The 13298-nt window shown below is 49.7% G+C and carries 10 protein-coding genes, 2 tRNA genes and 1 other RNA gene; 6 read left to right on the top strand and 7 right to left on the bottom strand.

What is annotated here, in order from left to right; translation table 11 throughout:
* Nucleotides 1-67: 67 nt before the first annotated feature.
* The 5 genes from LBF07_RS01430 to LBF07_RS01410 all read right to left on the bottom strand — a co-directional run bounded on the left by LBF07_RS01430 (nucleotide 68) and on the right by LBF07_RS01410 (nucleotide 1953).
* Nucleotides 68-198: non-coding RNA, RtT sRNA (locus LBF07_RS01430), on the bottom strand.
* 45 nt (nucleotides 199-243) lie between these two features.
* A tRNA-Tyr gene (locus LBF07_RS01425) sits at nucleotides 244-328 on the bottom strand.
* A 35-nt stretch (nucleotides 329-363) separates the two neighbouring features.
* Nucleotides 364-448, bottom strand: a tRNA-Tyr gene (locus LBF07_RS01420).
* A 157-nt stretch (nucleotides 449-605) separates the two neighbouring features.
* Nucleotides 606-1448 (bottom strand): formyltetrahydrofolate deformylase, encoded by an 843-nt coding sequence (purU, locus tag LBF07_RS01415; protein ID WP_023312104.1) that lies wholly within the window; start codon nucleotides 1446-1448, stop codon nucleotides 606-608.
* A gap of 46 nt (nucleotides 1449-1494) precedes the next feature.
* On the bottom strand, nucleotides 1495-1953 hold the full coding sequence (locus tag LBF07_RS01410) for a YchJ family protein (protein ID WP_045888025.1): 459 nt from the start codon (nucleotides 1951-1953) through the stop codon (nucleotides 1495-1497).
* Nucleotides 1954-2067: 114 nt separating this feature from the next.
* Between LBF07_RS01410 and rssA the strand changes: the two genes are divergently transcribed.
* From rssA to galU, 3 genes are all read left to right on the top strand, one after another.
* Nucleotides 2068-2970, top strand: coding sequence for a patatin-like phospholipase RssA (rssA, locus tag LBF07_RS01405; RefSeq protein WP_023312102.1), 903 nt, complete (start codon nucleotides 2068-2070; stop codon nucleotides 2968-2970).
* Between the two features lie 91 nt (nucleotides 2971-3061).
* A complete protein-coding gene (rssB, locus tag LBF07_RS01400; RefSeq protein ID WP_033145760.1) occupies nucleotides 3062-4075 on the top strand; it encodes a two-component system response regulator RssB in 1014 nt (337 codons plus the stop codon).
* A gap of 200 nt (nucleotides 4076-4275) precedes the next feature.
* Nucleotides 4276-5184 (top strand): UTP--glucose-1-phosphate uridylyltransferase GalU, encoded by a 909-nt coding sequence (gene galU / locus LBF07_RS01395; RefSeq protein WP_033145759.1) that lies wholly within the window; start codon nucleotides 4276-4278, stop codon nucleotides 5182-5184.
* A gap of 201 nt (nucleotides 5185-5385) precedes the next feature.
* Here the strand turns inward: galU and hns are convergent, their stop codons facing one another.
* Nucleotides 5386-5799, bottom strand: a complete 414-nt coding sequence (gene hns, locus LBF07_RS01390) for a histone-like nucleoid-structuring protein H-NS (RefSeq protein ID WP_008502781.1) — start codon at nucleotides 5797-5799, stop codon at nucleotides 5386-5388.
* Nucleotides 5800-6348: 549 nt separating this feature from the next.
* Between hns and tdk the strand changes: the two genes are divergently transcribed.
* Nucleotides 6349-6963: a thymidine kinase gene (gene tdk, locus LBF07_RS01385; protein ID WP_045355905.1), complete on the top strand. Its 615-nt coding sequence runs from the start codon at nucleotides 6349-6351 to the stop codon at nucleotides 6961-6963.
* Between the two features lie 66 nt (nucleotides 6964-7029).
* Here tdk and adhE read toward each other — a convergent pair whose 3' ends face one another.
* Nucleotides 7030-9708 carry a bifunctional acetaldehyde-CoA/alcohol dehydrogenase gene (adhE, locus tag LBF07_RS01380; RefSeq protein ID WP_023312099.1) on the bottom strand — a complete coding sequence of 893 codons (2679 nt, stop codon included), beginning with the start codon at nucleotides 9706-9708 and terminating at the stop codon, nucleotides 7030-7032.
* 478 nt (nucleotides 9709-10186) lie between these two features.
* Between adhE and LBF07_RS01375 the strand changes: the two genes are divergently transcribed.
* Entirely contained in the window at nucleotides 10187-10834 is a 648-nt protein-coding gene (locus tag LBF07_RS01375) for a YchE family NAAT transporter (protein ID WP_023312098.1), read from the top strand.
* Between the two features lie 770 nt (nucleotides 10835-11604).
* Nucleotides 11605-13236 carry an oligopeptide ABC transporter substrate-binding protein OppA gene (gene oppA / locus LBF07_RS01370; protein ID WP_033145757.1) on the top strand — a complete coding sequence of 544 codons (1632 nt, stop codon included), beginning with the start codon at nucleotides 11605-11607 and terminating at the stop codon, nucleotides 13234-13236.
* The last annotated feature ends 62 nt before the right edge of the window (nucleotides 13237-13298 follow it).

The following is a 13298-nucleotide window of genomic DNA, read 5'->3' as shown; positions in this document are numbered from 1 at the left end:
GGCTTCCCCGTTACGGAAATGCATGATGCCTGGTGCAAAAAGGAGGTTTGGAGTTATTTGAAAGTGATGGTGGTGGGGGAAGGATTACTCGGCGCGTTGCGCCTCGCCCTTCGGGTCGTTGCCTGCGGCAACGCTTTCTCGCTACGCTCGAATCGAACCTTAGTCGAAGCTTCTCATCCTTCCCCGTTACGGAAATGCATGATGCCTGGTGCAAAAAGGAGATTCAGAGTTATTTGGAAGTGATGGTGGTGGGGGAAGGATTCGAACCTTCGAAGTCGATGACGGCAGATTTACAGTCTGCTCCCTTTGGCCGCTCGGGAACCCCACCAGGGGTAATTCAAATTTTGATGTCGTGCTGAGAGATGGTGGTGGGGGAAGGATTCGAACCTTCGAAGTCGATGACGGCAGATTTACAGTCTGCTCCCTTTGGCCGCTCGGGAACCCCACCACGGGGTAATGCTTTTTGACTTACCTGCTTCTGCTGGAAGCGGGGCGCATCATATCAAATGAGGCGCCCCTGTAAAGCATTCCTTTAGGTAAATGAAGCTGTTTGCCTGCTTTTTATCCGTAAAGGTGCAAAGCTAATCAATTCATTTTCCGAAAGATTAAAGAATGATGGTTCTGTTGCCGTAGACAAAGACACGCTGCGCCAGCACCTGATACAGCGCACGACTGAGCACGTTCTTCTCAACGTCACGCCCTGCACGCATCATGTCCTCGGCCGTGTAGGTGTGGTCCACGTGAATCACGTCCTGCATGATGATTGGACCTTCGTCCAGGTTGTCATTCACATAGTGCGCGGTCGCACCGATGATCTTCACGCCGCGCTCGTAGGCCTGGTGGTAGGGACGCGCGCCAATAAAGGCCGGCAGGAACGAGTGGTGAATGTTGATGATCTTGTTCGGGAAACGCGCCACGAAGGATGGCGTTAACACGCGCATGTATTTCGCCAGCACCACGTAGTCCGGGTTATGCGCTTCAATGGCCTGCGCCATCAGATCGTCGTGTTCTTCACGGGTATGGCCTTCGTGGCTCACCAGCTCGAACGGAATATCAAAACGCTCGACCAGCGTGCGCAGCGTCTCATGGTTGCCAATAACGGCAGCTATTTCCACGTCCAGACCGCCGTAGTTTGCTTTCATCAGCAGGTCGCCCAGACAGTGTGCTTCTTTGGTCACCAGGATCACGATGCGGCGTCGACCGGCTGGGGTTAGTTCGCGCACGGAACCTTCCGGAAGCGCGCTGTCGAGATCGGCAAGCAGGGTGGTGTCGTTGAAAATACCTTCGAGTTCGGTACGCATAAAGAAGCGGCCGGTACGGTGGTCAACGAACTCGTTGTTCTGCACGATATTCAGTTCATGTTTGTAGCAAATGTTGGTAATTCGTGCGATCAGTCCTTTTTGATCGGGACAGATGGTGCGCAGAACTTTTCGTTGTAATGATTGCATCGCCGGGAAATCCTGTTTGTATTTGCGAAGTCTGGGTTGTCAGGCATTACTGCCCGCAACACTTTTTAAATTTTTTACCTGAACCACACGGGCAGGGATCGTTACGACCAAACTGTGGGCGCGTTCCGTCAATATAATACCACTGCCCGCTTTCCTTTAAGAACCGGGAACGCTCGATAATGGCACCAGGTTTATTATTCTCGGTAAAACGAGCGACAAAGCTGACGTAACCTTCATCCACATGACTGCCCGTTGAGGATTCATAGACGGTAAGGCCGAGCCACTGCGTGTTCGCGAAGCCGGCTTCGATGTCCTGTCTGAATTCGGCAGCGTGGCAGGAGGGATGCCAGGTTTTAATCAGGTAGTCTGCGTCTTTGATCACAAAAGCAGTGTAACGTGAACGCATGAGGTGTGACGGGTCTGGTGCAACCTGATCGCCAGACAGATATCGCTGGCAACATAGGCTATACTCCAGAGCGCTACCACAAGGGCAGAGTTGAGACACGATTCTCTTCCTGGAACAAATAATAAAGGCGTAAAACGCTTCGGGTAGCACTATGTTAACTGAGCTGTTGCGTTGACGCTATGTCAGGAATCCAGGGGAAGTAAAACAGGGCTAATGAGAAAGGTTAAAATTGGACTGGCGCTGGGCTCAGGTGCAGCCCGGGGATGGTCACACATCGGCGTGATTAATGCCTTAAACAAGATGGGCATTAACGTAGATATTGTCGCAGGTTGTTCAATAGGATCGCTTGTCGGCTCCGCCTACGCGTGCGGGAAGCTTCCGGAACTCGAGACCTGGGTGCGTTCCTTCAGTTACTGGGACGTCCTGCGTCTGATGGACCTCTCGTGGCAGCGTGGTGGGCTGTTGCGCGGCGAACGCGTCTTTAACCAGTTCCGCCAGGTTATGCCTCTCGAAGACTTCACTGATTGTCAGATGCCCTTTGGCGCCGTCGCGACGAACCTCAGCACGGGACGCGAACTCTGGTTAACCGAAGGGGATATCCATCTTGCCGTGCGCGCCTCCTGCAGCATGCCGGGGCTTATGGCGCCTGTCCCACACAACGGTTACTGGCTTGTCGACGGTGGCGTTGTAAACCCGGTTCCCATCTCTCTGACCCGTGCAATGGGGGCGGATATCGTGATTGCCGTCGACCTGCAGCACGACGCCCACCTGATGCAACAGGACCTCATGCCGGTCAATCTCCAGAGCGAAGATGCCGAGGGCGAGAAACTGGCCTGGCATGAGCGCCTGCGCGGCAGAATCGGGCGCATGGCCGCGCGACGCTCGGTTGCCGCGCCGACGGCGATAGAAATCATGACCACGTCAATCCAGGTACTGGAGAATCGCCTTAAGCGCAATCGTATGGCAGGCGACCCGCCAGATATTCTTATTCAGCCTTACTGTCCGCAAATCTCTACTCTTGATTTCCATCGGGCTGAGGCCGCCATCGCAGCGGGCTCGTTAGCCGTCGAAAAGAAAATGGACGAATTGTTGCCTTTTGTGCAAACAGCACGTTAAGCACCTTTTTTTGACTACTTCAGCAAAATCTGACAGGCGATAGTGCCGATCGCATGCCACTATTTAGTTACTGTCAGCCAGGGGAGGAACCATGACGCAGCCATTGGCCGGAAAACACATTTTGATTGTTGAAGACGAGCCCGTTTTCCGATCGCTACTGGATTCGTGGTTATCCTCGCTGGGAGCAATCACTTCACTGGCTGAAGATGGTATCGACGCCCTGGAAAAAATGATCAGCATTACGCCCGATTTAATGATTTGCGACATTGAGATGCCGCGCATGAATGGGCTGAAGCTGGTTGAACATCTGCGTAACGAAGGCAACCAGACGCCGATTCTGGTGATCTCTGCCACAGAGAATATGGCGGATATCGCCAAAGCATTGCGGCTCGGTGTCCAGGATATTCTGCTTAAACCGGTCAAGGATCTGAACCGGCTGCGAGAAACGGTCTTAGCGTGCCTGTATCCGAATATGTTTAATTCCCGGGTAGAGGAAGAGGAGCGTCTTTTCCAGGACTGGGATGCCCTGGTGAGCGATCCTCCTGCTGCGGCGAAACTGTTGCAAGAACTTCAGCCGCCCGTACAGCAAACTATTTCACACTGCCGCGTAAATTATCGTCAGCTGGTGGCGGCTGATCAGCCGGGACTGGTACTGGATATCGCACCTTTATCTGATTCCGACCTTGCGTTTTATTCTCTGGATGTCACCCGTGCGGGGGATAATGGCGTATTAGCCGCGTTACTTCTTCGCGCGCTTTTTAATGGTTTGCTGCAGGAACAGTTATCGCATCAGGGACAACGGCTGCCGGAGTTAGGCAGTTTGCTCAAACAGGTAAACCAGCTTTTTCGCCAGGCTAATTTGCCTGGACAGTTCCCGCTGCTGGTCGGCTATTACCACAGCGGTTTAAAGAATCTGATCCTCGTTTCAGCAGGTCTCAACGCTTCACTGAATACCGGTGAACATCATATTCAGGTGAGTAACGGTGTTCCGCTTGGGACATTGGGTACGGCATATCTTAATCAAATTAGCCACCGCTGTTCCTCATGGCAGTGCCAAATTTGGGGCGCCGGGGGACGGCTACGCTTAATGTTGTCCACGGAATAAGCAATTGGATCTTAATTTTAAGATTGCTTTACCTGTGTTTTACGGGGAGTGCTACTATCGCTGCCCAGATTCATGCGTATTTGTCCTAATTGATCGGCAACGCGTTCTTTTCAGACCCGGACTGCGGGGCGAGGCTGATATACTCAACGCGTTATTTATTGCATAAAAGTTCAAAACTTGAACAGCTCAGGAGAATTTGAATGGCTGCCCTAAATTCGAAAGTCAGAAAGGCCGTCATCCCGGTAGCGGGATTGGGGACCAGGATGTTACCAGCAACTAAGGCAATTCCTAAAGAGATGCTGCCTCTGGTTGATAAGCCATTAATCCAGTATGTCGTTAATGAATGTATCGCAGCCGGCATCACTGAAATTGTGCTGGTTACGCATTCATCAAAAAACTCTATCGAAAACCATTTCGATACAAGCTTTGAACTTGAAGCCATGCTGGAAAAACGTGTTAAGCGTCAGCTGTTAGAAGAAGTTCAGTCTATTTGCCCGCCACACGTTACCATTATGCAGGTTCGTCAGGGCCTGGCTAAAGGTCTGGGCCACGCTGTGATGTGTGCACATCCTGTTGTAGGTGATGAGCCTGTAGCGGTAATTCTGCCTGACGTAATTCTGGACGAATACGAATCCGATCTTTCTCAGGATAACCTGGCAGAGATGATCAAACGTTTCGACGAAACCGGTAGCAGCCAGATTATGGTTGAGCCTGTTGACGACGTGACGGCATACGGTGTGGTTGACTGCAAAGGCGTTAACCTTGAGCCGGGCGAAAGCGTGCCAATGGTTGGCGTGGTAGAGAAGCCTAAAGCCGACGTAGCGCCTTCAAACCTGGCCGTTGTAGGTCGCTATGTCCTGAGCGCTGAAATCTGGCCTCTGCTGGCGAAAACGCCTCCAGGAGCGGGTGATGAGATTCAGCTGACGGATGCCATTGATATGCTGATCGAGAAAGAGACCGTTGAGGCTTACCATATGAAAGGTAAGAGCCATGACTGCGGTAATAAGCTTGGTTATATGCAGGCGTTCGTAGAATATGGTATTCGCCACAATACTCTTGGTGAAGAATTTAAAACCTGGCTCAAAGAGAGCGTAGGTATTAAGAAATAAGCCACGGTTAGATATGTCCGAAACCGGTGAGGCGCTGCCCACCGGTTTTTTTATGCCCTAAACACTTCCAAAACCTGTCTCAAAGTACAGTTATTAAAATTGCCAAATAATGCTTTATGACAGAGTGTAAGGGGATGTTTGCGACAAATTTAGGTTAAAAAAAATCCCGCATTACGCGGGATTTTTCTGAATACGGCTGGATTAATCCTTGATCAGGAAGTCGTCCAGCTGTTTACCTTGTTCGTCCATGGCTTTCTTGATAACAGCAGGAGTGCGGCCCTGGCCAGTCCAGGTTTTAGTTTCGCCGTTCTCGTCAACGTAGCTATATTTAGCAGGACGAGCAGCACGCTTGGCTTTAGTACCAGTTTTAGCTGCAGCCATGCTGTTCAGCAATTCATTTGGATCGATACCATCAGCAATCAGCATTTCACGATATTGCTGCAGTTTACGAGTACGTTCTTCGATTTCAGCAGCAGCTGCGCTTTCTTCTTCACGACGTTCATTAACTACAACTTCTAATTTTTCCAGCATTTCTTCAAGCGTTTCGAGGGTGCATTCTCTTGCCTGCGCACGAAGAGTACGGATGTTGTTCAGAATTTTAAGTGCTTCGCTCATTGTAGTAATCTCAAACTTATAATGGGGGGTGGTTTGTTGACCTAATAATAGAGCCATAAATTCAGTTGTGCAATAGCCAGGAATGTAAGGAATTCAAAAAATACTAAATAATGCCGCTATTATTAATTACGCTAACTTAAATTTCATCACCCAACAGTCTCGTTTGTTATCAGCTAACCCGGCTGGACCCGGTCGATTGCCTCTTTTTTTTGTGACATTTACTGCAGGAATTATAGTTGCGGCGGAGAAATATCAGCCTTTTGTATTAGTTCCCCTCCGTGATGTTAAGACTGAAATAGTTAATAAATAGTGAATTTTAATGAACGGCGATTCCACTATAAAATGCAGTGTTATGTTTGGCTAAACATATAACATATTGGCCAGGCTGAAGGCGTTTACTTCATGTTTTAGCGGGTTATTTTCATGAAAAGAAGGTTGTGAACTCCGTGCTGAAACGCTTCCTCTGTGTGCTACATCGCTGATGACCAGACAAATTATGGTACAATGAATCATCGGGAATATTACACATTGATTAGGGTTTTACAGCCAATGGCACAACTTTATTTCTACTATTCGGCAATGAATGCCGGGAAATCCACCGCGTTGCTGCAATCCTCGTACAATTACCAGGAGCGCGGGATGCGTACCGTTGTTTATACGGCTGAAATTGACGATCGCTTTGGCGCAGGGAAGGTGAGTTCCAGAATAGGGCTCTCGTCGCCTGCCAGACTGTTTAACCCGAAAACCGATCTGTTTGAGGACATTCGTACAGAACATGCTTTGCAGCCCATTCACTGTGTTCTGGTAGATGAGAGCCAGTTTCTGACGCGTGAACAGGTTCATGCCCTTTCAGAGGTGGTCGATGAGCTCGATATTCCCGTGCTGTGTTACGGCCTGCGTACGGATTTCCGCGGTGAGCTCTTTGCCGGTAGCCAGTATTTGCTTGCCTGGTCGGATAAGCTTGTCGAATTGAAAACAATCTGCTTCTGCGGTCGCAAAGCCAGCATGGTGCTTCGTCTTGACCAGGCCGGGAAGCCTTATGCAGATGGCGAGCAGGTGGTTATAGGCGGTAATGAACGCTATGTTTCAGTCTGTCGTAAGCATTATAAAGAAGCGTTGTCTGTAGGCTCGCTGACGGCGATTCAACACGACAACAGGAAATAACGCCAGCCTTGTTATACAGACATAAAAAAACCCGCCATAAAGGCGGGTTTTTTCTTCTGCTTTCAATTAAGCGCTTTTCTTCGCTTTCTTGTCAGCTTTGATGACAGGAACTTCTGTTTTCACAGCGGCAACGTCACCTTCTTTGAACTCACGACCGTAGAAGGTATCCAGCAGAATCTGTTTCAGCTCGGAGATCAGTGGGTAGCGCGGGTTAGCACCAGTACACTGGTCATCGAATGCATCTTCAGACAGCTTATCTACGTGAGCGAGGAAGTCAGCTTCCTGAACGCCTGCTTCACGGATAGATTTTGGAATACCCAGCTCAGCTTTCAGGCTTTCCAGCCATGCCAGCAGTTTCTCAATCTTCGCAGCAGTGCGGTCACCCGGTGCGCTCAGACCAAGGTGGTCTGCGATTTCAGCGTAACGACGGCGCGCTTGCGGACGGTCGTACTGGCTGAAAGCAGTCTGCTTGGTTGGGTTGTCGTTAGCGTTATAACGGATAACGTTGCTGATCAACAGGGCGTTCGCCAGACCGTGAGGAATGTGGAACTGAGAGCCCAGCTTGTGCGCCATAGAGTGACAAACACCCAGGAAGGCGTTCGCAAACGCGATACCGGCGATGGTTGCTGCACTGTGAACGCGTTCACGTGCTACCGGGTTTTTAGACCCTTCGTTGTAGGACGCTGGCAGGTTTTCCTTCAGCAGTTTCAGCGCCTGCAGAGCCTGACCGTCAGAGAACTCAGATGCCAGCACAGAAACGTAAGCTTCCAGGGCGTGAGTTACCGCATCCAGACCACCGAACGCACACAGTGATTTCGGCATCTCCATGACCAGGTTCGCATCAACGATAGCCATATCTGGGGTCAGTGCATAGTCAGCCAGTGGGTATTTCTGACCTGTTGCATCGTCCGTTACTACTGCGAATGGCGTAACTTCTGAACCGGTACCGGAAGTGGTGGTTACTGCGATCATTTTCGCTTTTACGCCCATTTTCGGGAACTTGTAGATACGTTTACGGATGTCCATAAAGCGCAGCGCCAGTTCTTCGAAGTGGGTTTCAGGATGCTCGTACATGACCCACATGATTTTCGCGGCGTCCATTGGGGAACCGCCGCCCAGAGCGATAATCACATCTGGTTTGAAGGAGTTAGCCAGTTCAGCACCTTTACGCACAACGCTCAGGGTAGGGTCAGCTTCAACTTCAAAGAACACTTCAGTTTCAACGCCAGCCGCTTTCAGTACAGAGGTGATCTGGTCAGCGTAGCCGTTGTTGAACAGGAAACGGTCAGTCACGATGAGCGCACGTTTGTGGCCATCAGTAATCACTTCATCCAGCGCGATTGGCAGAGAGCCACGGCGGAAGTAGATAGATTTCGGAAGTTTGTGCCACAACATGTTTTCAGCTCGCTTAGCAACGGTTTTCTTGTTGATCAGGTGTTTTGGACCAACGTTTTCAGAGATGGAGTTACCACCCCAGGAACCACAACCCAGAGTCAGGGAAGGTGCGAGTTTAAAGTTGTATAGGTCACCGATACCACCCTGAGAAGCAGGGGTGTTAATCAGGATACGTGCAGTTTTCATCATCTGACCGAAGTGGGCAACGCGTTCTGGCTGGTTGTCCTGGTCGGTGTACAGACAAGACGTGTGACCGATACCGCCCATAGCAACCAGTTTCTCGGCTTTCTCTACCGCGTCTTCGAAATCTTTCGCACGGTACATGGCAAGCGTTGGAGACAGTTTTTCATGTGCAAACGGCTCGCTTTCGTCGACAACTTTCACTTCACCGATCAGGATTTTGGTTGTTGCCGGAACGGTAAAGCCTGCGAGTTCAGCAATTTTGTACGCTGGCTGACCCACGATAGCGGCGTTCAGTGCGCCATTTTTCAGGATAATGTCCTGAACGGCTTTCAGCTCTTTGCCCTGCAGCAGGTAGCCGCCGTGGCTGGCGAAACGTTCACGAACAGCGTCGTACACGGAATCAACAACAACAACAGACTGTTCAGATGCGCAGATCACGCCGTTATCGAAGGTTTTAGACATCAGTACAGACGCAACGGCACGTTTGATGTCAGCAGTTTCGTCGATAACAACAGGGGTGTTACCGGCGCCCACACCGATCGCTGGTTTACCGGAGCTGTATGCGGCTTTAACCATGCCAGGACCACCGGTCGCCAGGATCAGGTTAATGTCCGGGTGATGCATCAGCGCATTGGAGAGCTCAACGGAAGGTTGGTCGATCCAGCCAATCAGATCTTTTGGTGCGCCAGCAGCGATCGCCGCCTGCAGGACAATATCTGCCGCTTTGTTAGTCGCGTCTTTTGCACGTGGGTGTGGAGAGAAGATGATTGCGTTACGGGTCTTCAGGCTAATCAGTGATTTGAAGATAGCTGTAGACGTCGGGTTAGTTGTCGGAACAATACCGCAGATGATGCCGATAGGTTCAGCGATGGTGATGGTACCGAAGGTGTCGTCTTCGGACAGCACGCCACAGGTTTTCTCATCTTTATAGGCGTTGTAGATATACTCGGAAGCAAAGTGGTTTTTGATCACTTTATCTTCCACGATACCCATGCCGGATTCGGCAACGGCCATTTTAGCGAGAGGGATTCGAGCATCTGCAGCAGCCAGTGCGGCCGCGCGGAAGATTTTATCAACCTGTTCTTGGGTGAAATTGGCATATTCACGCTGGGCTTTTTTAACGCGCTCGACGAGGGCGTTCAGTTCAGCGATATTAGTAACAGCCATAATGCTCTCCTGATAATGTTTAAACTCTTTTAGTAAACCAGCGCTCGATACGTCACACAGTATAGACAGAGCCGATACGACTTGCGTAACACAAAGTAAAACAAAGAGTTACTTTCTGCGTCAGCACACTAATTTACTAAAAGAGCCTTACCTTAGCATCATCCCTTTTTGTCAGGTGATCTCCCTGGGGGCGTAACCAAGATTACTCACTTCTGAGTACGGAAATCATGATCTGCGTCAATTTTCCCCCAAGCTGATACCTTTCAGCAGGGTTATTTCGTTGAGATTTTTCAAGTGTTAAATAATTACGTAAGTAATGGAAGCGGCGCTATCACTGATTATACATATGTTTAACATCCTGAAATGATAACGTTTTGCCACAGATTTCGAGTGAAGTATGCTAATAAAAAGGGTATCTTCAGCGCGATTTCTCATGACAAAGTGTCAGTCCCGGGCATGTGTATAAGCGGAGCAAAACGTGATCCAAACGCTCTTTGATTTTCCAACGTATTTTAAATTTTTTATTGGTTTGTTTGCCCTGGTCAACCCGGTGGGGATCATTCCTGTCTTTATTAGTATGACGAGTTACCAGACGGCGGCGGCGAGGAATAAGACCAACCTCACCGCTAACCTGTCAGTGGCTATCATATTGCTCACCTCCCTTTTTCTTGGGGACGCCATTCTCCAGCTCTTCGGCATTTCGATTGACTCTTTCCGCATAGCGGGTGGGATTCTGGTCGTGACCATCGCCATGTCCATGATCAGCGGTAAGCTGGGCGAGGATAAACAGAACAAGCAGGAGAAGTCAGAAACAGCTATCCGCGAGAGTATTGGCGTGGTGCCGCTGGCCTTACCGCTCATGGCTGGCCCTGGCGCCATCAGTTCAACCATTGTCTGGGGCACGCGTTACCATAGCCTGATGCACCTGATTGGCTTTTCCGTTGCCATTGCGCTTTTCGCACTCTGCTGTTGGGGAGTATTCCGCATGGCGCCCTGGCTGGTGCGCCTGCTGGGGCAGACGGGCATTAACGTCATAACGCGTATTATGGGGCTGCTGTTGATGGCGTTAGGGATAGAATTCATCGTTACAGGAATTAAAAGCATTTTCCCCGGTTTGCTGCACTGATATTTCGTATGAAAGAACGGAGCCACGGCTCCGTTTTTTTACGTCATTATCAGTAAATCCTATAACTAAAGTTGAAATGCTCACATATCATAATAAATTCTACTAATAATGTTCATTGCTTGTATTTCAATGAGTTATTAATTCCCGCCAAACTCGCCTGCGCAGAAAACCTTCGATCGATCTGTTATTTTACTCACATGATACTCTGGGGCTTGCTGAGAGATAACCGAAATGATATTAGTAAATTCAACATTCCCCTAGATGAATGTGCTAAATAATAACCAGTTGTTAAATTTTTGTACAAAATCACTCGATGATAGCGCAGAGACGCGCGTGTAGAGAAGGTTTTCTCTATCTTATTGAATATCATGATTTTTAAGTGGTGTTCGATGTCCGGCAGGGCTGCCCTCAACGATGCGGTACTCACCGTAAAAGAGAATTGCTTAACAAATTTGCAAAATGTATTGGCGCGCGTTTACGCCATTTGATACTTTCCGGCCTAATATTTTGCAGCATAAAACAAGCAGATGAGAATTATTTTCATATAGTTCTCTTCTCAGATATCCAGCGCAGTTCTCAAACAGGGGAGGCCTGTAAAGAATCGACGCAAGACGGCCATACGAGCGGTCAGTAATAAAAAAGTCGGTGATAGCAAGCAGTAAAAGAAGAACCTGACAGCAGCAAAAAAAACTCCTGCGCTGTACAGGCCCCAAAAGGGGATTACACAGCTGGCGAAGGCCAGTCATTATAATGAGTGGAGTACCAACACAATGTCCATCATCACAAAAAAAAATCTGGTAGCGGCGGGGATTTTAACTGCGCTAATCGCGGGCAACGCTGCAATGGCTGCGGACGTTCCTGCAGGTGTTCAACTGGCGGAGAAACAGACGCTTGTGCGTAACAACGGTGCGGAAGTTCAGTCTCTTGACCCGCACAAAATTGAAGGTGTTCCTGAGTCTAACGTTAACCGCGACCTGTTCGAAGGCCTGCTGGTGACAGACGTAGACGGCCACCCGGCGCCGGGTGTTGCAGAAAAATGGGAAAACAAAGATTTCAAAGTCTGGACCTTCCATCTGCGTAAAGATGCGAAATGGTCCGACGGTACACCGGTCACGGCCGAAGATTTCGTTTATAGCTGGCAGCGTCTGGCGAATCCAACCACCGCCTCTCCGTATGCGAGCTACCTGCAATATGGCCACATCGCCAATATTGATGACATCATCGCGGGCAAAAAACCTGTTACCGACCTGGGCGTAAAAGCGATCGATGCAAATACCTTTGAAGTGACGTTGAGCGAACCTGTTCCGTACTTCTATAAGCTGCTGGTTCACCCGTCCGTTTCTCCGGTACCAAAATCTGCCGTGGAAAAATTTGGTGAGAAATGGACGCAGCCTGCCAATATCGTGACCAACGGTGCCTATAAGCTGAAAGACTGGGTGGTCAACGAACGTATGGTGCTTGACCGTAACCCGCAGTATTGGGATAACGCGAAAACCGTTATTGACCAGGTGACCTACCTGCCAATTTCGTCCGAAGTGACTGACGTTAACCGCTATCGCAGCGGTGAAATCGACATGACCTATAACAACATGCCGATTGAACTGTTCCAGAAACTGAAAAAAGAGATCCCTAAAGAAGTTCACGTCGATCCGTACCTGTGCACCTATTACTACGAAATTAACAACCAGAAAGCACCGTTTACCGACGTACGTGTTCGTACCGCTCTGAAGCTGGCACTGGATCGCGATATCATCGTGAACAAAGTGAAAAACCAGGGCGATCTGCCGGCGTACAGCTATACCCCTCCATACACCGATGGCGCAAAACTGACCGAGCCAGAGTGGTTCAAACAGACTCAGGAACAGCGTAACGCAGAAGCGAAGAAACTGCTGGCCGAAGCGGGTTACACCGCAGATAAGCCGCTGACCTTCAGCCTGCTTTACAACACTTCCGATCTGCACAAAAAACTGGCTATCGCCGTTGCCTCAATCTGGAAAAAGAACCTGGGCGCGAACGTGAAGCTGGAAAACCAGGAGTGGAAAACCTTCCTCGACAGCCGTCATCAGGGCACCTTTGATGTGGCTCGTGCTGGCTGGTGTGCGGACTATAACGAACCGACCTCCTTCCTGAACACCATGCTGAGCGACAGCTCGAACAACACCGCGCACTATAAGAGCCCGGCGTTCGACAAGCTGATTGGCGACACGCTGAAAACCACTGACGAAGCGCAGCGTACAGAACTGTACTCTAAAGCCGAGCAGCAGCTGGATAAAGATTCCGCGATCGTTCCGGTTTACTACTACGTTAACGCCCGTCTGGTGAAACCGTGGGTAGGTGGATATACCGGTAAAGACCCGATGGATAATATCTACGTTAAAAACTTGTATATTATCAAGCATTAATGGCAATGAGTGGGGCGGGCATGCTCGCCCCACGGTGTCTAACCAACGTCACATAATATAGG

The sequence above is a fragment of the Enterobacter cloacae complex sp. ECL352 genome (genome assembly GCF_020149545.1).
GTDB classification, from domain to species: domain Bacteria; phylum Pseudomonadota; class Gammaproteobacteria; order Enterobacterales; family Enterobacteriaceae; genus Enterobacter; species Enterobacter asburiae_B.
This window is presented reverse-complemented; position numbering and strand designations above follow the sequence as displayed.